Annotated in this window: 17 protein-coding genes and 4 tRNA genes; 6 read left to right on the top strand and 15 right to left on the bottom strand. The window is 72.9% G+C overall.

Going from position 1 to position 19,215, the window contains the following annotated elements; genetic code table 11:
- Positions 1-115: 115 nt before the first annotated feature.
- From ACFYST_RS05175 to ACFYST_RS05165, 3 genes are all read right to left on the bottom strand, one after another.
- Positions 116-337 (bottom strand): hypothetical protein, encoded by a 222-nt coding sequence (locus ACFYST_RS05175; protein ID WP_387859988.1) that lies wholly within the window; start codon positions 335-337, stop codon positions 116-118.
- Positions 316-645, bottom strand: a complete 330-nt coding sequence (locus ACFYST_RS05170; RefSeq protein WP_387859985.1) for a hypothetical protein — start codon at positions 643-645, stop codon at positions 316-318. Before ACFYST_RS05170 ends, ACFYST_RS05175 begins: the two co-directional genes overlap by 22 nt.
- Before the next feature lie 107 nt (positions 646-752).
- Positions 753-1,280, bottom strand: coding sequence for an STM3941 family protein (locus ACFYST_RS05165; RefSeq protein WP_387859982.1), 528 nt, complete (start codon positions 1,278-1,280; stop codon positions 753-755).
- Between the two features lie 103 nt (positions 1,281-1,383).
- Between ACFYST_RS05165 and ACFYST_RS05160 the strand changes: the two genes are divergently transcribed.
- Positions 1,384-1,542 (top strand): hypothetical protein, encoded by a 159-nt coding sequence (locus ACFYST_RS05160; protein WP_387859979.1) that lies wholly within the window; start codon positions 1,384-1,386, stop codon positions 1,540-1,542.
- A 52-nt stretch (positions 1,543-1,594) separates the two neighbouring features.
- Here ACFYST_RS05160 and ACFYST_RS05155 read toward each other — a convergent pair whose 3' ends face one another.
- Positions 1,595-2,191 (bottom strand): TetR/AcrR family transcriptional regulator, encoded by a 597-nt coding sequence (locus ACFYST_RS05155; RefSeq protein ID WP_387634122.1) that lies wholly within the window; start codon positions 2,189-2,191, stop codon positions 1,595-1,597.
- A gap of 220 nt (positions 2,192-2,411) precedes the next feature.
- Here ACFYST_RS05155 and ACFYST_RS05150 point away from each other — a divergent pair, with 220 nt between their 5' ends.
- Entirely contained in the window at positions 2,412-3,551 is a 1,140-nt protein-coding gene (locus ACFYST_RS05150; RefSeq protein WP_387634124.1) for an acyl-CoA dehydrogenase family protein, read from the top strand.
- 50 nt (positions 3,552-3,601) lie between these two features.
- A complete protein-coding gene (locus ACFYST_RS05145) occupies positions 3,602-4,363 on the top strand; it encodes an SDR family NAD(P)-dependent oxidoreductase (RefSeq protein ID WP_387859976.1) in 762 nt (253 codons plus the stop codon).
- A 7-nt stretch (positions 4,364-4,370) separates the two neighbouring features.
- Here ACFYST_RS05145 and ACFYST_RS05140 read toward each other — a convergent pair whose 3' ends face one another.
- The 7 genes from ACFYST_RS05140 to ACFYST_RS05110 all read right to left on the bottom strand — a co-directional run bounded on the left by ACFYST_RS05140 (position 4,371) and on the right by ACFYST_RS05110 (position 9,516).
- Positions 4,371-5,585 carry a ribonuclease inhibitor gene (locus ACFYST_RS05140; protein WP_387859974.1) on the bottom strand — a complete coding sequence of 405 codons (1,215 nt, stop codon included), beginning with the start codon at positions 5,583-5,585 and terminating at the stop codon, positions 4,371-4,373.
- Between the two features lie 65 nt (positions 5,586-5,650).
- Positions 5,651-5,723, bottom strand: a tRNA-Gly gene (locus tag ACFYST_RS05135).
- Between the two features lie 12 nt (positions 5,724-5,735).
- Positions 5,736-5,808 (bottom strand) — tRNA-Trp (locus ACFYST_RS05130).
- A 25-nt stretch (positions 5,809-5,833) separates the two neighbouring features.
- Entirely contained in the window at positions 5,834-7,258 is a 1,425-nt protein-coding gene (locus ACFYST_RS05125; RefSeq protein WP_387859972.1) for an SDR family NAD(P)-dependent oxidoreductase, read from the bottom strand.
- Between the two features lie 35 nt (positions 7,259-7,293).
- A tRNA-Ser gene (locus tag ACFYST_RS05120) sits at positions 7,294-7,366 on the bottom strand.
- Between the two features lie 12 nt (positions 7,367-7,378).
- A tRNA-Val gene (locus ACFYST_RS05115) sits at positions 7,379-7,452 on the bottom strand.
- Positions 7,453-7,662: 210 nt separating this feature from the next.
- Positions 7,663-9,516 (bottom strand): AMP-binding protein, encoded by a 1,854-nt coding sequence (locus ACFYST_RS05110; RefSeq protein WP_387634133.1) that lies wholly within the window; start codon positions 9,514-9,516, stop codon positions 7,663-7,665.
- 95 nt (positions 9,517-9,611) lie between these two features.
- Between ACFYST_RS05110 and ACFYST_RS05105 the strand changes: the two genes are divergently transcribed.
- Complete coding sequence (locus tag ACFYST_RS05105; protein WP_387859969.1) at positions 9,612-10,256, top strand: response regulator; 645 nt, start codon at positions 9,612-9,614, stop codon at positions 10,254-10,256.
- Positions 10,257-10,367: 111 nt separating this feature from the next.
- Here ACFYST_RS05105 and ACFYST_RS05100 read toward each other — a convergent pair whose 3' ends face one another.
- Positions 10,368-11,588 (bottom strand): sensor histidine kinase, encoded by a 1,221-nt coding sequence (locus ACFYST_RS05100; protein WP_387859966.1) that lies wholly within the window; start codon positions 11,586-11,588, stop codon positions 10,368-10,370.
- A 229-nt stretch (positions 11,589-11,817) separates the two neighbouring features.
- Between ACFYST_RS05100 and ACFYST_RS05095 the strand changes: the two genes are divergently transcribed.
- Entirely contained in the window at positions 11,818-13,887 is a 2,070-nt protein-coding gene (locus tag ACFYST_RS05095) for a SpoIIE family protein phosphatase (protein WP_387859963.1), read from the top strand.
- Between the two features lie 5 nt (positions 13,888-13,892).
- Here ACFYST_RS05095 and murQ read toward each other — a convergent pair whose 3' ends face one another.
- Complete coding sequence (gene murQ, locus ACFYST_RS05090; protein WP_387859961.1) at positions 13,893-14,876, bottom strand: N-acetylmuramic acid 6-phosphate etherase; 984 nt, start codon at positions 14,874-14,876, stop codon at positions 13,893-13,895.
- Between the two features lie 99 nt (positions 14,877-14,975).
- Between murQ and ACFYST_RS05085 the strand changes: the two genes are divergently transcribed.
- Entirely contained in the window at positions 14,976-16,493 is a 1,518-nt protein-coding gene (locus ACFYST_RS05085) for an ArnT family glycosyltransferase (RefSeq protein ID WP_387859958.1), read from the top strand.
- Between the two features lie 10 nt (positions 16,494-16,503).
- Here the strand turns inward: ACFYST_RS05085 and ACFYST_RS05080 are convergent, their stop codons facing one another.
- Together ACFYST_RS05080 and ACFYST_RS05075 are read right to left on the bottom strand one after the other, a co-directional pair.
- Positions 16,504-17,448: a DUF5996 family protein gene (locus ACFYST_RS05080; RefSeq protein ID WP_387636782.1), complete on the bottom strand. Its 945-nt coding sequence runs from the start codon at positions 17,446-17,448 to the stop codon at positions 16,504-16,506.
- A gap of 120 nt (positions 17,449-17,568) precedes the next feature.
- Entirely contained in the window at positions 17,569-19,212 is a 1,644-nt protein-coding gene (locus ACFYST_RS05075; RefSeq protein ID WP_387859955.1) for a condensation domain-containing protein, read from the bottom strand.
- Positions 19,213-19,215 lie beyond the last annotated feature (3 nt).

The raw sequence follows: 19,215 nt of genomic DNA, 5'->3' as shown, positions 1-19,215 counted from the left end.
ACAAGCTAGCGACCGGGCTCCCAGGCCACGAGGGCTTCCCTGCCCAAATCTTGGCAATCCCCGCAGCTCCCCTGCCTGACCGCCCGCCTGCTCGCCCACCGCGACGGCGGGGCCGTCAGTCCTCGGACGGCAGGACCGTCAGGCCGGGGTGGTACCGGCGCATGTCCGCGATGAGCGCCTTCGCGTCCATCGGCAGGGAGGTGACCACGAAGAAGGTCACGCGCAGGCCCATCCAGCGGTTGGTGCGGAGGCCCAGGCGTCCGAGCATCGAGGGGCGGGGCGGGAAGGGTGCGCCGGGGTGGCCGATCAGCAGGATCACCTCGTTCCTGCCGAGCATCGCGGCCCGCACCGCCGCGATCTCGTCCCAGTGGATCCGTCCCAGCTGCGGGGCTCCAACCCGTCGGCGTCCAGCACCAGTAGCGGCGTCTGCCGGATCATCGCGTTCAGCCCGACCACCACGAGCAGCCCGGAGAGCAGAAGGGTGATCACCCCCAGCATCACCACGACCGGGTTCGGCCGCGCGGCGACGACCACCAGTGCGGCCACCACGAAGATGGCGGCGAAAAGCACCAGTTGACGCCCGAGCCTCCCGCGCCGGGGGAGGTGGACGGTGGGGGGTGGAACAGCGGGTTCCTTGTCGATCACGCGCACAAGCTAGCGATCGGGCTCCCGGGCCACGAGGTCTTCCCTGCCCAAATCTTGGCAATCCCCGCAGCTTTCGCGCCTGCTCGCCCACCGCTATGGCAGCGCCGTCAGTCCTCGGACGGCAGGACCGTCAGGCCGCGGTGGTACCGGCGCATGTCCGCGATGAGCGCCTTCGCGCCCATCGGCAGCGCGGCGACGGTGAAGATGGCCTCGCGCGTGCCCGTCCGGCGGTTGGTGCGGACGGCCAGGCGTCCGAGCATCGGGGGGCGGGGCGGGAAGGGTGCGCCGGGGTGGCCGGTCAGCAGGATCACCTCGTGGGTGCCTGCCGTCGAGGGGCGGACTCCCGCGATCTCGTCCCAGTGGATCCGCCCAAGCTGCGGGACCGTCAACCCTTCGGCATCCATGACCAGTTGGGGCGTCCGTCGGATCAGGGTGTTCAGCCCGATCACCACGATCAGCCCGGAGACCGGAAGGGCGATCGCCCCCAGGAGTACCAGGATCGGGGTCAGCTGCGCCGCGACGACCAGCGCGGCCACTACGAAGACGGCCGCAGCGGCGGCCGGCTGACGCCAGACCCTGCCGCGCCGGGGCATGAAAACGGTGGGAGGTGGAACAGCGAGTTCCTTGTCGATCATCCGCCCAAGATAGTGGCCAACGCTCTTGCCGTGCACGGAGTTTCGCGGCCGCCCGCGACCCTCGTTCTCCCACCTGCCGGACGTCGGCGGCACACTGGAGGTCATGGACCCCATGGAGCGCGTCGAGAGCGAGGGCGGCGAGCCCGCCTGCTGGCTGAATCTGGTCTGCGAGGAGTGCGGCAAGGTGCGGGAGGGCGGGCGGTGCCCGGTCTGCGATTCCGGGCCGGTCGAGTCTGCCGCGGAGCCACCGCCCGGAAGTTGAGCGGGAGGACTCTCAGCGCAGCAGGACGCGCGGGAGTTGAGCGGGAGGACTGTCAGCGCAGCAGGCCGTGCAGCAGCAGCTCGGCCAGGTGCCCGTACGCCTCGGCGTCGGCGAGGCCGGTGGCCTCGGCGACCTGGCGCCGCTGGATGCGGACCATCACCGAGCTGATGACGTCCGCCGCGAACGCCACGTGGGTCTCGCGGAAGGCACCTTCCGCGACGCCGTCGTCGATCAGCCGCTGGATCTGCCGGGCGGCGGCGCGGGTGTTGCGGCCGTAGACCTCGGCGGCGGGTTCGAAGGCTGCCAGGTCGTCGAAGAACCGGGCCGAGCCGGGGGCGAGTTCGGCGGAGACGGCGCGCAGGTAGGCGGCCAGCCGGGCGGCCGGGTCGGTCTCGGCGGCCAGTGCGGCCTCCACCCGGGCGGTGGCACTCCGGAAGAAGTGCACGACGGCCGCCCGGACCAGTTGTTCCTTGGAGCCGGCCAGTCCGTACAGGGTGCGCTTGGAGCAGTGCAGCCGGGCGGCGAGGTCGTCCAGCGTGAACTGGGCGAAGCCCTCGGCGACGAAGAGTGCGACGAGTTCCTCGAAGAGGGCGCTGCGGCGTGCGGCGCCCCGTCCACTGGTCTGAGGTGCGGCGGCGCTGTCGATCACCCGGCCAGTATGACAGTCGGCCTCTCCGCCGCCGCAGATCCGGCCGCCGCGCACACCCGGGCCCGGCCCCGCACTCCCCCGCACCCCCCGTGCCCACGTTTTCCCCGTCCCTTCTCGGACTTTTCCCTGTTCACCGTTCCCGGGTCCCCCGCTGCGGGCTCTGCTGCGCTACCCTCACCGGTACTGACGTACCGCTTTGCGTACCGCTTGGAGCCGGAACATGGCCGTGGACCGCCTGCTTCCCACCGAGGAAGCCGCCGACCTGATCGCGCTGACCCGCGATCTCGCCGACAAGGAACTCGCCCCGAAGGTCGAGTCCCACGAGAAGCAGGAGCTGTACCCGGAGGGCCTGTTCGCGCTGCTCGGCCAGGCCGGCCTGCTCGGCCTGCCGTACTCGGAGGAGTTCGGCGGCGGCGGGCAGCCCTACGAGGTGTACCTCCAGGTGCTGGAGGAGCTGGCGTCACGCTGGGCGGCCGTCGCGGTCGCCACCAGCGTGCACACCCTGGCCTGCCACCCGCTGAACGCGTTCGGCACGCCGGAGCAGAAGGAGCAGTGGCTGCCCCGGATGCTCGCCGGTGAACTGATCGGCGGCTACAGCCTGTCCGAGCCGCAGGCGGGCTCCGACGCGGCCGCGCTGACCTGCAAGGCGGAACCCGTCGAGGACGGGTACCGGATCACCGGCACCAAGGCGTGGATCACCCACGGCGGCAAGGCCGACTTCTACGCCCTGTTCGCCCGCACCGCGCCCGGCGCGCACGGCATCTCCTGCTTCCTGGCGCCCGGCGAGGCCGAGGGCCTGACCTTCGGCCCGCCGGAGGAGAAGATGGGCCTCAACGGCGTTCCGACCACGGCCGCCTACTGGGACGGTGCGCTGCTCGGGCCGGAGCGCCTGATCGGCGCCGAGGGGCAGGGCCTGTCCATCGCGTTCTCCGCCCTCGACTCGGGCCGCCTCGGCATCGCCGCCTGCGCCACCGGCCTCGCCCAGGCCGCGCTGGACACCGCCGTCGCGTACGCCAACGAGCGCACCACCTTCGGCCGCAAGATCGTCGACCACCAGGGCCTGGGCTTCCTGCTCGCCGACATGGCCGCCGCCGTGGACTCCGCCCGCGCCACCTACCTGGACGCGGCCCGCCGCCGCGACCTCGGCCGCCCGTTCAGCCGCCAGGCCAGCGTGGCCAAGCTGATCGCCACCGACGCCGCGATGAAGGTGACCACCGACGCGGTGCAGGTGCTCGGCGGCTACGGCTACACCCGGGACTTCCCGGTCGAGCGGTACATGCGCGAGGCGAAGATCATGCAGATCTTCGAGGGCACCAACCAGATCCAGCGCCTGGTGATCAGCCGCCAGTTCGCTCGCTGACCCACTCCCCCAGTCGGTTCGTCACCATCCGTTCGGAAAGGCTTTCCAGCATGCAGCTCACCGGTACCGCCGCCCTAGTCACGGGTGCCGCCTCCGGCCTCGGCGCGGCCACCGCCGCCCACCTGGCTGGCCTCGGCGCCCACGTCTACGGCCTGGACCTGCCCAAGGCCGTCGAGTCCGCCCCCGCCCAGCCCGAGGGCGTCACCCTGCTCGGCGCGGACGTCACCGAGGAACAGCCCGTCCGCGACGCGCTGGCCAGGATCGCCTTCGACGGCCACTCGCTGCGCCTGGCCGTCAACTGCGCGGGCATCGCCCCGTCCGCCCGGATCGTCGGCCGCCGCGGCCCGCACGACCTGGACCTGTTCCGCACCGTGCTGAACGTCAACCTGATCGGCACCTTCAACGTGATGCGGCTCGCCGCCGAGGCGATGTCCGGCCAGGAGCCGGACGAGACCGGCCAGCGCGGCCTGGTCGTCAACACCGCGTCCATCGCGGCGTTCGAGGGCCAGGTCGGCCAGATCGCGTACGCCGCGTCCAAGGCCGGCGTCGCCGGGATGACCATCACCGCCGCCCGCGACCTCGCCCAGTTCGGCATCCGCGTCGTCACCATCGCCCCCGGCATTGTCGACACCCCGATGATGGCGGGCTTCTCCGACGAGGTCCGGTCCGGCCTGGCCGCCACCGTCACCTTCCCGCAGCGCCTCGCCCACCCCGAGGAGTACGCCCGCCTGGTGGCCATGGTCGCCGACCACGACTACCTCAACGGCGAGACGATCCGGATGGACGGCGCGCTGCGGATGTCCGCGCGCTGACGCCTGCTCAGTCCTGTTCCGCTCCGGGCGCGGCGGTGCGGTGCACGCTGTGCACCGCCGCCACGTCCGGGGCGGGGACGGGCGCGGGGACGGTGGCGCTGAGGGTGTTCAGGCGGCTGCGGATGCTGCTCGCGATGCCTTTGCCCAGCACGTAGCGGGTGGGGGACGCGGCAACGGCGGCGTGGTCGAGCAGGCGGTGCGCCTCGCGGCTGCGGAGGCCGGTGTGCGTGAGCACCAGGTGGTCGAGGCGGTGCGGGGCGGCGGCCAGCGCGGCCCCGATCCGGTCGGCGGCGGCCAGGTCGATCCGGTTGTCGGCGGCGCCCAGCACGTGGGCGGCCGGGACCCGGCCCAGATCGAGCAGTTCCACTCCGGCGGCGGCCGCGGCGGCCGTCAACTCGGCTGCGGCGACCGGCCCGAGACCTGAGCTGGCCAGCGAGAGGCGGCGCAGCCGCCCGTACGGGGCGGTGCGCAGCGCGGCCGCGAGGGTGTGCGCGCCGTCGTCGCCGAGGCCGGCCGCGGAGGCGTACAGCTCGTCGGTGGCGCCGGCGGCGATCAGCCGGGCCAGCGGTTCGGCTCCGGCCGGGCCGAGCGGGTTTCCGCTGAAGTAGAGCCGTTCGAAGTGCCGACCGCCGGCCAGCAGGGCATCGACGAGGACGGTCAGGCCGGCCGCGTCCAGGCCGGTCTGTACCAGGTCCAGGGTGCGCAACTGCTCGACGGCCGCGATCAGTTCGGCGGCAGCCTGGCCGGCCCTGATGCCGAGCGGGTTGCGCTTGAGCCAGAGCGCGCGAACGGTCTGGGTGGAGGCGCGCAACCGGTCGGCGATCCGGCAGGCGCCGGCGGCGGTGATGCCGTTGCAGCCCAAGTAGAGGGTGCGGACGGGTATTTCGGCGGCGCGTTCGGCGAAAGCGGCCGCGCCGTCGTCGCCGAGGCCGTCGGTGCCGAGCAGCAGGTGCCGGACGGGGGCCTCACCGCCGTCGGGGGCCGTCCGGGCTGCTTCGGCTGCTTCGGCTGCTTCGGCGAGGGCGTCGGCGACCAACTGTGCGCCGTGTGGGCCGAGTTGCTGCTTGCACAGGTCGAGTCGGCCGTCCGGCAGGGCGGTGCCGGCCGGGAAGTCGATCCGCCGGTCGGTGCCGGCGCCGGTGCGCAACCAGGCCAGCAGCGGGGCGAGTTCGCCGACCGGGCGGGGCACGACCGACGGGACTCCGGCGAACTCCTGCACCACTTCCGCTCCTTGCCGTGCTCACTTGGTCGTTCCGGGCCGTCGCGCCGGGGCGCTGCCTCCGGGTGCGGGACCGGCCGGATTCGAACCGGCGTCCTCCGGCTTGGCAAGCCGACGCATCTGCCGCTGTGCTACGACCCCTCCCCGAGGTGACGGGGCCGGTCGGATTCGAACCGACGTCTTCCAGTTTTGGAGACCGGCGCACCTGCCTCTGTGCTACGGCCCCGTCGCGGCGATGGTACGGGCCGTGTTCACCACTCCGCCACTCGATAGTCCTTCAGGAAGACGCCCACGAACGGCTCGCCTGCCTCGCCTCGCACGATCGGGTCGTAGACGCGGGCCGCGCCGTCCACGATGTCCAGCGGGGTGCGGAAGCCGTGGTCGGCCAGCCGGGACTTCTTGGGCGCCGGGTTCTCGTCGGTGATCCAGCCGGTGTCGACCGCACACATGTAGACGCCGCGGTCGGCGAGTTCGGCGGCGCTGGTGCGGGTGAGCATGTTGAGCGCGGCCTTGGCCATGTTGGTGTGGGGGTGGCCGGGCATCTTGTTGCGGACCGCGAAACGGCCTTCCACCGCCGTCACGTTGACGATGTAGCGGGCGGGGTGCGGGGATGCCTCCAGAAGCGGCAGCAGCCGGTCGCAGAGCAGTGCGGGGGCGAGTGCGTTGACCAGTTGGGTCTCCAGTACCTCCGCCGGGTCGAGTCCGCCGAGCGTCGCCGACCAGGAGTTCTGCGGGGCGGTGTCGGGCAGCAGCCCGGCCTCGTCCACCGCCGTGGCGGTGACCCCGGGCAGCGCCAACGCGCTTTCCTCGGAGGCCAGTTCGGCAGCGGGCCAGGCGGGGGCGAGGGCGGGCATCGGGCGGAATCCGGGCGCGTGCCCGACCTGCGCGGGTACCGTGCCACGCTCCCCGGCGGCGAGCAGCGCGTACGACTCCGGCGGGCGGCGCAGAGTCTGCGCGGCGTTGTTCACCAGGATGTCCAACGGCCGTCCCTCGGCGCGCAGTTGCTCGCACAGGCCGAGGACCTGGCGCGGGTCGCGCAGGTCGATGCCGACGATCCGGAGCCGGTGCAGCCAGCGGTCGCTGCCCGGCGCGGCCTGGAAGCGGCGAAGGGTGTCGTGCGGGAAGCGGCTGGTGACGATGAGCTCGGCGCCGTCGCGCAGCATCATCAGAGCCAGCTGGAAGCCGATCTTGACACGTCCGCCGGTGAGCAGGACGCGCCGCCCGGCCAGGTCGGTGCTGAGCCTGCGGCGGGCGGTGTGGTCGGTGGCGCAATCGGGGCAGAGGCGGTGGTAGAAGCCGTCGACCTGCCGGTAGAACTGCTTGCAGACGTAGCAGCGCTGGGGGCGGGCGAGTTCGCCGATCGGGGTGTGCCCGGCGGCGGTGGGCAGCGGGGCGTCTTCGCGGCGGGCGGCGCCGCCGGTGGCGGTGGCGGCGGTCAGTTCGTTGTCGGCGAGGGCGGCCTCGGTGCGGCGTTCGCGGCGACGCTGCTGGCGGCCGTCGCGGACGAAGGACTCGGCGACGCGTTCGGCGCGCAGTCGCGACGGGTGGTCGGCGGGGAGGGCGCGAAGCTGCCGGATGGTGCGGTCGAGCGCGGCGAGTTCCGCCTCGGTGGGGCCGTGGGGGTCGAGCGCGGCGAGTTCCGCCTCGACCGTCTCGTCCGGCGCGGGCGTGCTCATCGGGGGTCCTCCGGGTGGCGGTGCGTCAGCGAGGCCGGGCCCGACCGGATTCGAACCGGCGTGTTCCGCTTCAGCTAAGCGGCGCGTCTGCCTCTGCGCTACGGGCCCGACGCCCGAGCCTCCCGGGGGCCGGATTCGAACCGGCGTGGTCCGCGATGTAAGCGCGGCGCGCCTGCCTCTGCGCTACGCCCGGGAGGTTGGGAGGATATTACCGGTCCGCGCGGGGCGGTCGGCAAGCGCTTTCCGCTCCGCCCCGACGCAACGGGAAACCGCTTTCCGCTTTGGCCCCCATCCCAACGGGAAACCGCTTTCCGCACGCCCCTGCCAACAAGTCGGCGACGGCACGCGGAAAGCGGTTTCCCGTTCGGCGGAGCAGGCGTGCTCAGCCCTGACGGAGCTCCGGCTCAGCCCTGGCGGAGTTCCGGGAAGTCGCTGTCCCAGTACTCGTTCGGGTTGCGGTTCTCGGTGCGGTCGGCCTCGTGGGTGCGCAGTTCGACGCGGCGGATCTTGCCGGAGATGGTCTTCGGCAGGTCGGCGAACTCGAGGCGGCGGATGCGCTTGTAGGCGCTGAGCTTCTCGCGGGTGAACGCGAGGATGTCGCGGGCGAGTTCGGGGCTGGGGGTGCGGCCGTCGACCAGCACCACGTACGCCTTGGGGACGGCCAGGCGCAGCGGGTCGGGAGAGGGGACGACGGCGGCCTCGGCGACGGCGGGGTGTTCGATCAGGACGCTCTCCAGCTCGAACGGGGAGATCCGGTAGTCGCTGGCCTTGAACACGTCGTCGGCGCGGCCCACGTACGTGATGTATCCGTCGGCGTCCCGCGCGGCGACGTCGCCGGTGCGGTAGTGGCCGTCGCGCATGGCGTCGGCGGTGCGCTCCGGGTCGCCCCGGTAGCCGCGCATCAGGCCGAGCGGGCGGTGGGCCAGGTCGAGGCTCAACTCGCCTTCCTCGCCGGGCTTTCCGTCCGCGTCGAGGAGGGCGACCCGGTAGCCGGGCAGCGGCCGTCCCATCGAGCCGGGGCGGACGGGCTGGCCGGGGCTGTTGCCGATCTGGCAGGTGGTCTCGGTCTGGCCGAAGCCGTCCCGGATGGTCAACCCCCAGGCGGCGCGGACCTGTTCGATCACCTCGGGGTTCAACGGTTCGCCGGCGCCGACGAGTTCGCGCAGTTCGGTGCGGTGCGCGCCCAGGTCGGCCTGGATCAGCATCCGCCAGACGGTGGGCGGGGCGCACAGCGTGGTGACCCGGCAGCGGGCGATCACCTCGAGCAGCTGCTGGGCGTCGAACCGGCCGTAGTTGAAGACCAGGACGGTGGCCTCGGCGTTCCACGGCGCGAACAGGTTGCTCCAGGCGTGCTTGGCCCAGCCCGGCGAGGAGATGTTGAGGTGGATGTCGCCGGGGCGCAGCCCGATCCAGTACATGGTGGACAGGTGGCCGACCGGGTACGAGGCGTGGGTGTGCTCGACCAGCTTCGGCTTCGAGGTGGTGCCGGAGGTGAAGTACAGCAGCAGCGGGTCGTCGGCGAGCGTGACGCCCTCGGGGGTGAACTCCTCGGCGGCGTTGTCGACCTCCGCGTAGTCGTGCCAGCCCTCGACGGGCTCGCCGCCGACGGTCGCGCTGCTGCCGGTCGCACCGCTGGTCGCACCGCTGGTCGCACCACCGGTCGCGCCGACGGCGATCCGCAGCGGGGCGCCGGGGAGGCCGGCGAAGCGGTCGGTGACCTCGGCGGCGGCGATCACGGCGCGCACCTCGCCGCGTTCCAGGCGGTCGGCGAGGTCCTCGGCGGACAGCAGCAGGGTGGCGGGGATCAGCACCACGCCGAGCTTGATCGCTCCGAGCATCACCTCCCACAGTTCGCTGACGTTGCCGAGCATCACCAGCACCCGGTCGCCGCGCCCGAGGCCGAGCGCGCGCAGGTGGTTGGCGACCTGGTCGGAGCGGCGGGCGAGCTGGTCGAAGCTGTGGATGCGCTCACTGCCGTCCGCCTCGACCACCCACAGCGCGGCCCGGTCGTTGCCGCGCGCCATCGGGTCGAAGTGGTCGAGCGCCCAGTTGAACTCGCCCAACTCGGGCCATTGGAAGGTGCGGTACGCGGTGTCGTAGTCGGTGGCGTGCTGCCACAGCACCTCGCGGGCGGCCCGGAAGTTGGCCACCGACGCGGCGCGGTCGAGCCGCGCCCCGGAGCCTGCCGCGGTGGTTGCGCCGTCGCCCGGCCGGGACGGCAGTTGCTCATTGTTATCGACGTTCTCGGCTGAGCCCATGGCCTGACCCCTCTGCGTTCAGTTACCGTCGCACCCAATATTTCCGCCGGTCGCAAGCCTGCGGTCCCCCCACCTGGAGAGGAGAGTTCGCTCGGATGGCGGATGGCTCCACTGGTCGTACCGTACGGGTCCTGGTGGTCGACGACCATCCAGTGGTGTGCGACGGCGTGTCCGCGCTGATTCGGCGGGCCGAGGACGTGTCCGTGGTCGGCTCGGCCCGGACGGCGCGCGAGGGCGTGGCGCTGGCCGCGACGCTGCACCCTGACGTGGTGCTGCTGGATCTGCGGCTGCCGGACCTGCCGGGTTCGCGCACCGTGCCGCTGCTGCGGGCGGCCGCACCGGATGCGCGGGTGGTGATCTTCACTGCGTTCGAGGACCGGAATGCGCTTTCCGCTGCTCTTGCGGCCGGTGCGCACGGCTGCCTGCTGAAGGACGTCACGGACACCGACCTGGTCGCCCAGCTGCGGCTGGCCGCGGCGGGACAGCGGGTGATGGACCCGCGCCTGAACGGTTCGGCCCCGGCCCAGTTGCAGGCCCGGCTGTTCCGGCTGTCGCTCAGCCGGCGCGAGTACGAGGTGATCCGGTCGGCCGCGACGGGCCGTACCAACCCGGAGATCGCCGAGGAACTCGGGCTGACCCGGAACACCGTGAAAACGTATCTGCAGACGGCGATGCAGAAGCTCGGGGCCCGCAACCGGGTCGAGGCGATCCGGCGGGCGCAGCAGGAGCAGTTGCTCTGACCGGAACGGCCGGGGCGTCCGATCAGGCCCAGCCGTCAGGCCGGCGGGGCAAGCGGTCGGGCCGCGCCGTCAGGCCGGCGGGGCAGGCGGGCAGGCGGTCGGGCCGCGCCGTCAGGCCGGCGGGGCGGGGAGCGGGAGTTCGCCGCGCAGGGTGGTGCCGTCCTCGTCGCTGTGCAGGTGGACAGTGCCGCCGAGGCGTTCGTACTGGGCCCGCAGGGCGGGCAGGCCTGCGCCGGTGGCGGGTGCGTGCGGGGCCGAACCCCAGCGGGAAAGCGGTTTCCCGTTGGGTTCCGGGCCGGGTCCGTCGTCGATGACGGCGAGGCCGAGCCGGTTGCGGTCGTGGGTGAGAGTGACGGCGACCGAGTCGGCCCGGGCGTGTTTCTCGACGTTCAGCAGGCCCTCGGCGACGGTGCGGCGCAGCAGGGCGGCGCGTGCGGCGTCCAGGCGCGGGGCGGGTCCGATGGGCACGAAGGTGGCGGGGGTGCCGGTGCGTCGTTCGAAGTCGCGGAGTGTCTCGGCGAGGTCCGCCGCGAGCCGGTCGCCGTCGGAGGCGGTGCTGTCGGGGCCGGCGGGCCGGTCGTGGTGGAGGCGGGCGACGGAGGCGCGCAGGGTGGCGGCGGCGTCGCCGAGTTCGCGTTCGAGGCGGCGCAGGCGGTCGGCGAGTTCGGGGTGCTGGGCGGTGTCGGCGCGCAGGTCGCGGACGGAGCTGCCGAGGCCGAACAGCATGGCGCCGACGCCGTCGTGCAGTTCGGCGGCGATCCGGCGGCGTTCGCCGGTGACGGCGGCGTCGGCGAGGGTGGCGGCGCCGTCGGCGACGTCCACGGCGAGGGTGGCGAGGTGGGCGAGTCGGGTCAGTCCGTCGATGGCACTGTCGCCGATCTGGCCGCTGCCGCGGATGGCGCCGTAGAGGACGCCGCGGGCGGGGCCGGTGCCGATCGGGAGGCCGATCATGCCGGTGACGGCTTCGCTGCCGACCTGCTGGTCGAAGTCGTGGGTGATCCGGCTGGAGCGGTAGTAGTCGCGGACCACGACGGCGCTGCCGACGGCCGCCACCCGGCCGCCGACGCCGAGTCCGAGCGGGATCCGCAGGTCGTGCAGGGTGGTGTGGAGCGTCCCCGACCAGGCCCGCAGCACCAGGTCGCGGCCCTCCACCAGGCCGCCGAGGCCGAGTTCGAAGCCGTGCTCGGTGCGGGCCCGTTCGGCGACGGCCCGGAGGGTGCGCCGGGCGTCCAGCATTCCGATCCGGTGGTTCCGTGCGCGTTCGATCCGGTCCAGTTCGGCGAGCGCGGCCAGCACCTCGGCCTCCCGTTCGCCTCCGCCACCGCCGTTCATGCGCGGCAGCGTACCGGGTCCACATATCCGACCGATCCGCTGGTCACACCGTCCGATCGACGCCGTACATCCGGCCTGCGAAGCCGGGCGCTACCACCGCGTTCGACCTCCCGCAACAGCACGCGGCCCCGGCTACGGCTCGGCGTGTGGCGGTTTGAGGCGTCTGCGTCGCGGGGCGATGCTGAAGGCATGGCCTGGGGGTTGCTGCACCGAAGGGGAATGTGCGGACATGGCGACACGGGTACCGGGCCGTGCGGCTACTGCGACGGTGGACGGCGACGGCTCGATCACGGGATGGTCGGCGGCGGCCGAGCGCATGTCGGGGTTCTCGGCCGACCGGGTACTGGGGCGTTCCGCGTTCGATCTGCTCGCCGGTGACGCGCCGATCGCCGTCCTGCGCGCGGTGGTTCGCCGCCAACCGTTCACCGGCATGGTCCGGTTGACCCGCGCGGAGCGCGATCCGGTGGCGGTGGAGCTGGCGATCGTCCCGGTGCTGACCGCGAGCGGCGAGCAGAGCTGGGTGGTGTCCGCGCAGCCGTTGCAGCCGCTGGGGGCGGATCCGCCGGCCGCGATCACCGAGGTGTCCGAGCGGAAGGCCGGCCCGGAGGATCTGGCCCGGCGTCGCCTGGCACTGCTCGGCGAGGCCGGTCTGCGGATCGGTTCGACCCTCGAAGTGCAGCGCACCGCCCAGGAGTTGGCGGATGTCGGCACGGAGGACTTCGCGGACTTCGTCGGCGTGGACCTGCTGGAGACGGTGTTCGGCAGCGGTCCGCCGTCCAGCGCGGGCCTGGTGTTCTACCGGGTGGCACAGCAGTCGGTGCTGCCGGGCTGCCCGGAGTCGGCGGTGGCCGTGGGGGCGCGCGACGTGATCCTGACGGAGTCGCCGATGGCGCAGGTACTGTCCGCGGGCCGGCCGGTGCGGACGGACATGCGGGATCAGAAGATGCGGACGTGGATGCAGCGGGAGCCGCGGCGGCTGAGGTCGGCGGAGCGGTTCGGGATCCATTCCTCGCTGCTGGTGCCGCTCACGGCACGCGGGGTGACGCTGGGCGTGGCGATCTTCCTGCGACACTGTTCGCCGGAGGCGTTCGACGACGACGATCTGGTGCTGGCCACGGAGTTGACGGCGCGGGCGGCGCTGTCCGTGGACAACGCCCGCCAGTACACCCAGCAGCGGGACACCGCGCTCGCCCTGCAGCGTTCGCTGCTGCCGGCCCGGACGCCCCGGCAGGCGGCGGTGGAGGTGGCGTTCCACTACCTGCCGGTGAACGGCCGCGACGGCGTGGGCGGCGACTGGTTCGACGTGATCGCGCTGTCGGGCGCCCGGGTGGCGCTGGTGGTGGGTGACGTGGTGGGGCACGGGGTGCCCGCGTCGGCGGCGATGGGCCGGCTCCGGATGGCGGTCCGGACGCTCGCCGACATCGACATTCCGCCGGACGAACTCCTCACCCACCTCGACGACTTGGTGCTGCGGGTCGATCAGGAGGAACTGCCGGACAGCGCCACCACCTGGGCGGGCGGCAGCGTGGGCGCGACCTGCCTGTACGCGGTGTACGACCCGGTGGGGCGGACGTTCACGATGGCCCGGGCGGGCCATCCCGGTCCGGTACTGGTCGACCCGAACGGCGCGGTGACGTTCCCGGAGCTGCCGCCGGGACCGCCGCTCGGCCTCGGCGGACTGCCGTTCGAGTCAATGGAGTTGGCCGTACCGGAGGGCAGCGTACTGGCACTGTACACGGACGGCCTGCTGCGGGCCTCGGAGTTGCGCGGCGATCCGGCGCTGGGCCTGGACGGGCTGGCGTCGGCGCTCGCCGAGCCCACAGGTTCGCTGGAGGCGCTGTGCAACCGGGTGCTGGACGCGACGCTGGGCTCGGCCGCGCCCAGCGACGACGTCGCACTGCTGCTGGCCCGCACCCGGGCACTGCACGAACAGGACGTCGCCGGCTGGGAGTTGCGGCGCGACCCGTCGGAGGTGGCGCGGGCCCGCAAACTGGCCACCACGACGCTCACCGACTGGGGGCACGAAGAGGCCGCGTTCGTCACCGAGTTGGTGGTCAGCGAGCTGGTCACCAACGCGGTCCGCTACGGCCTGCCGCCAATCGGCCTGCGGCTGATCCGGGACGGCGGGACCCTGATCTGCGAGGTGTCGGACGCCAGCAGCACGGCCCCGCACCTGCGCCGGGCCCGCACCTACGACGAGGGCGGCCGCGGCCTGCTGCTGGTCGCGCAGCTGTGCCGGAACTGGGGTACCCGGCACACGCCGCGCGGCAAGACCATCTGGGCCGAACAGCAGCTCTGATCCCGTCAGTTCTTGAGGGCGGCCTGCACGGCCTCGCGCAGGCGTCCGCCGTGCGCGGTGAGCAGCGCGGCCGCGGTGGTGGCGTCGACATCCGCGAGCAGCAGCAGGATGGCGTCCTTCACCTTGCCGCCGGTGGCGTCCAGTGCGGCGGCGACGGCGGCCGGTTCGGCGTCGGTGGCGAGGGCGACGATGCGGCGGCTGCGGTCGCGGAGTTTCTCGTTGGTGGCGCGGAGGTCGACCATCAGGTTTCCGTAGGTCTTGCCGAGCCGGATCATGGTGATCGTCGAGATCATGTTGAGCACCAGCTTCTGCGCCGTACCGGCCTTCAACCGGGTGGATCCGGTGAGCAGTTCGGGGCCGGTGACGACCTCGATGCCGTGCTCGGCAGCGGTGCCCAGCGCGGAATCGCGGTTGCCGGAGAGGCCGACGGTGAGCGCGCCGAGGCTGCGGGCGTGCTCGACGGCGGCGACGGCGTACGGGGTGCGGCCGGAGGCGGAGATGCCGACCACGGTGTCGGCGGCGGTGAGTTGCAGGGCGTCGAGGTCGGCGACGGCGGCGGCGCGATCGTCCTCGGCGTTCTCGACGGCGGCGGTGAAGGCGGCGGGGCCGCCGGCGATCAGCGCGACGATCTCGCCGGGCGCGGTGTTGAAGGTCGGCGGGCATTCCACGGCGTCGAGGACGCCGAGCCGGCCGGCCGTTCCGGCGCCGGCGTGGATCAACCGGCCGCCGCGGCCCATCCGTTCGGCGATCGCGTCGATGGCGGCCGCGATCGCGGGCAGCTCGGCGGCGACCGCGTCCGGGACGGTGCGGTCCTCGGCGTTCATCAGCCGGGCGATCTCCAGCGTCGGCAGCAGGTCGATGCCCGCGTGCTCGGGCCGCCGGGTCTCGGTGGCCAGCCCGGCGAGCGCGGCCAGGTCCGCGGCAACAGGCCGGTTGAGGTCCGCGCTGGACGAGATGGGCGGGTCACTGGGGTGCGGGGTGCCGTTCACAGCGCCCGAGCCTAATCGGACGGCCGTGGCCGAACAATCGTTCAGGTCTTTACCGTTCATGAAGCGGCACGGCCCGCCGCATCTGTCACACTCCCCGGCATGGACATTCGGGGGAATGGATCCACCAGCGTCGCCATGCCCACGGGGCTGTCGCGATTCGCGTTCGGGCCGGTGCTCGCCGTCGCGGCGGGTGTCGCGGCGCTCGAACTGGCATTGACGGGGCGGTACGGCTTCCACCGGGACGAGCTCTACTTCCTGGCCGCCGGGCGGCACTTGGCCTGGGGCTATGTCGATCAGCCGCCGCTGACACCGCTGTTGGCCAGGCTGTCGACGGCACTGTTCGGCGAGAGCCCGGCGGGTCTGCGGGTGGTCGCGGTGCTGCTGGCCGCCGCCACGATCGTCCTGACGGCTCTGGCCGCACGGGAGTTGGGGGCGCGCCGGGGCGGCCAGGTGCTGGCGGCGGCGGGCGCGGCGGTGTCGGCGATGGTGCTGGCGCTGGGCCACATGCTGTCCACGGCGAGCTTCGACCTGTTCGCCTGGACGGGCATCGGCGTGCTGGTCCTGCGGCTGCTGCGCACCGGTGACTGCCGCTGGTGGGTGCCGATCGGTGCGGCGGTGGGTGTCGCGCTGCTCAACAAGGATCTGGTGCTGCTGCTGGCGGCGGCGCTGCTGCCGGCCATCTGGTTCACGGGCAACCGGCAGGTGCTGCGCGGGCGTTGGCTGCCGCTGGGTGCGCTGCTGGCGCTGCTGGTGGCCGCGCCGAACCTGTACTGGCAGGCCACGCACGGCTGGCCGCAGCTGACGGTGGCCTCGGGCATCAGCGGGCAGGACGGCCTGGCCAACCGGTTGACCTTCGTGCCGATGCAACTGCTGTACCTGTCACCGGTGTTGGTGACGGTGTGGCTGGGTGGCCTGCGCCGCCTGCGGCAGGAGCCCGAGCTGCGCTGGGCACGGCCGCTGGCGTTCGGCTACCTGGGCCTGTCCGCGCTGGTGCTGCTGGTCGGCGGCAAGCCCTACTACGCGCTGCCCCCACTGCTGCTGGTCATGGCGGCCGGGTGCCAGCCGGTGGCCGACCGGGCGTGGCCGGTGCGGCGCAGCCGGGTACGGCTGGTGGGACTGCTGCTGCTCGCGGCGACGCTGAACTCGGTGATCACCCTGCCGGTGCTTCCCGCACATCAACTCCCGGCCGTGGCCCGGGTGTACAAGGAGTCGGCGGAGCAGGTCGGCTGGCCGGAGCTGGCCGAGGCGGCGGGCACGGGCTGGGCGGCGATCCCGCCCGAGCAGCGGAGCCGGGCCGTGGTCTTCACCACCAACTACGGCGAGGCAGGAGCGCTGGCCCGCTACGGCGCCAAGTACGGTCTGCCCGCACCGTATTCGGGCCACATGTCGTTCGCGGACTGGGGCCCGCCGCCGGACTCCGCGACCGGCCCCGTCCTGCTGATCCACCCCGCGCCCTACCCGCAGGTCGAACAGGCCTTCACCGGCTGCCACGACGTCGCCCGGGTCGACAACGGCCACAGCCTGGCCAACGAGGAGCAGAGCGCCCCGGTCCTGCTGTGCACGGGCCCGCGCCTCCCTTGGTCCCAACTCTGGCCCCAGCTGCGGCACTTCTACTGATCCGAACCTGCTAGGCCGACGGCTCGACGCGCAGCACGGTGTCGGTCACGCCGCCCGGGCATTCGCGTTCGCGGCCCCAGCCGGCCAGGTCGGCGCCGGCGCGGTAGGCCGAGTCGAGGAAGTCGAGTGCGGTCGCCCAGGGGTCGGCGGCGGTTCGGACGTCCTGGTACTTGAGGAGGGCGAGGTGGCTGCCGCGGCTCGTGGCCCAGGAGGCGGCGGCGGGGTGCAGGGGGCGAGCAGTCAGGTCGGCGGGTTCGGGGGCGGTGTAGCAGTAGAAGGCGGGCTCGGGGACGTTGTCGTCGCCGAACCAGAAGCCGGCGCTGATGACTTCGCGGGAGTAGGCCTCGCGGGTGACGGGATCGACGGCGGTGGGCTGGTCGATCTCGCGGTCGGAGAAGCGGGTGACGGCGAGGTCGAAGGTGTGCCAGAAGTGGTGCACGGGGCTGGTCTTGCCGGAGTAGCCGGCGGCGTACTCCTCCAGCAGCAGGGCGACTTGGCTGAGGATGTGCCAGTAGGTGGTGACGGCGGCCGGGTCGTAGCTGCGGTGTTCGTCGTCGTCGGCGAACGGGCGGTGCGCGTCGGGCAGGTCGTACGGGTAGGGGTGCTCAGGGACGATGTCGATGTCGAGGTGGATGAGTGCCCGCAGGGTGTCGCGGTAGAAGTCGCTGACGGAGCGGCCGGTGAGCGGGAACGAGTCCTCGGCGCCGTCGAGGGTGCGGATGTACAGCCGGTGGTCGGTGAAGTCGAAGTCGATGGTGAAGGCGTCGCCGCCGCGGGTCGGGCCGGTGGGGCGGGTGGTGATGCCGCGTCCGGTGAGGTGGAAGGGTACGTTCCACCAGTGGTTGCGGCGGGGGCTGCCGGCCAGCCGGATCTTGCCGATGACCTGGGCGAATCGGTGCAGGGTCTCCTTGGTGTCCCGCCAGGACTCCAGGGGCAGGGGCGGGAACAGCTCCATGGTGGGCTCCGGCTGAGGTGAGTTGGGGACGGTGTCGCGTCCCATCCTCACGGGGCGTCCCGCGCCGCCCGGGCACGACGCGCCCGGGTGGCCGGGAGACTGCTCCACCCGGGTGCGCGGTCAGTCCCGTCCGCTGCCGCTGCCACCGTTGAGGACATAGCGGTGCGGTGCCATCGCGGTGTCGTGCCCGGGCAGTGCGGCCATCACGGCGGCGTGCGCCTGCCCGGGGGCCAGCACCGTCCCGCCGGTGTCGACTGTCGCCGTCAACTCTCCCTCCTGGACGTCCACTTCGACGTTCCTGGCATCGAGTGCGGTGCGCAACAGGTCGGTGACGGCGTCCAGGTCGATCCAGTTGGTGCCGAGCTGCTGCCAGCGGCCCTTGTCGCGGCGGCCGACGGGGAGGCCGGTCAGGGCGGCGAGTTCACCGTCGGGGCCGAGTCGGACGGTGCGGCGGCCGGCCAGGTCGAGCAGGCGGAGCAGGGCGTGGGCGAAGAGTTCGGTCTCGTCGCGGTCGAGGACGTCGGGGTGGGTGTGCAGGGTGAACTCGAGGCAGCCGGTGGTGCGCCAGATGTTGAGCATCAGCCGGGTGGGGGTGGGTTCGGCGGGGTACCAGGCCAGGTCGGGGTCGGCGGTCGGGTCGGGTCTGGTGGCGGCGACGGCGTCGGGGACGGTGGCGCTGAGGTCGTTGACGACGACGTGGCGGGCGAACCGGGCGCCGCGGCGGTGAGCGACGTCCTCGATGAGTTGCCAGATGCGTTCGGCGTCGAAGGTGGCGTGCCAGTAGCCGGACAGCGCCTGGGCCTGGGTGCGGCCGATCAGGGTGTCCAGGTCGGGGCAGTCGGTGTCGACGGCGAGCAGGGCGTCCTGGGCGAGGGTGCCGATGTGCTCGGCGAGGCCGGGACGGTGGCGGTTGGCGGAGAGCGCGGCCATCACGACTGTGGTGCGGGCCGCGCGGTGCGCGGCCAGGGCGGCGTAACAGGCCAGCAGCACGGCCGAGTTGGAGGCGCCGGTGCGCTGGGCGGCGCGGGCGAGAGCGGCGGCGCCGGCGGGTGAGCGGACGCCGAGGGTGGGCAGCAGGGTGTCGTTGGGGCCGATCCGGTCGTCGGCGAACACGGCGGACGGCTGGTCGGCGAGGATGTGCTCCCAGTGCCGCAGGGCGGCGCGGGTGCGGCGCTGCCCGGAGCTCGACCTCTCCTGCTCGGCGACCTCGACGGGGGTGGGCGCGGTGGGTGGCGGCAGGGTGCCACCGGCGGCCAGCGTGAGCCACTCCTGGTAGAGCAACCCGGTGGCGACGCCGTCCAGTTGGGCGTGGCAGATGACCACCGCGAGTAGCACGGGGACGCCGTGCCGGGTGAGCAGAGCGCACCGCAACGGGAAGTCTTCCGCCAGGTCGAAGGCCTGACGGCGACCGTCCCAGCAGAACCGTTCGGCACGCTCGGCCGGGTCCTCGTCGTCGTCCAGAGCAATGACGTGCACGCTGAACTCGCCTGCGGATCGGACGCGTTGGCGTTCGGGCTGGCGGTCGGCGGGGCCGGGGAAGACGGTGCGCAGGGCGGCGTGGCGTTCGGCGAGGATCTGCAAGGCGCGCACGCAGGTCGGCAGGTCGGCCCCGGCGGGGACGGTCCAGGTGGCCTGCTTGTTCATGTGCGAGGGTTCGTCGTGGCGCAGGCAGCGGATCATGTTGTCCTGGCCGAGGGTGAGCGGGCCCTCCACCTCGGGTGTCTCTGCACTGAACTTCACCACGACGTCTTGCTGTTGGGACACGTG

The organism is Kitasatospora sp. NPDC004614 (assembly GCF_042873675.1).
In the GTDB taxonomy this organism is placed as follows: domain Bacteria; phylum Actinomycetota; class Actinomycetes; order Streptomycetales; family Streptomycetaceae; genus Kitasatospora.
This window is presented reverse-complemented; position numbering and strand designations above follow the sequence as displayed.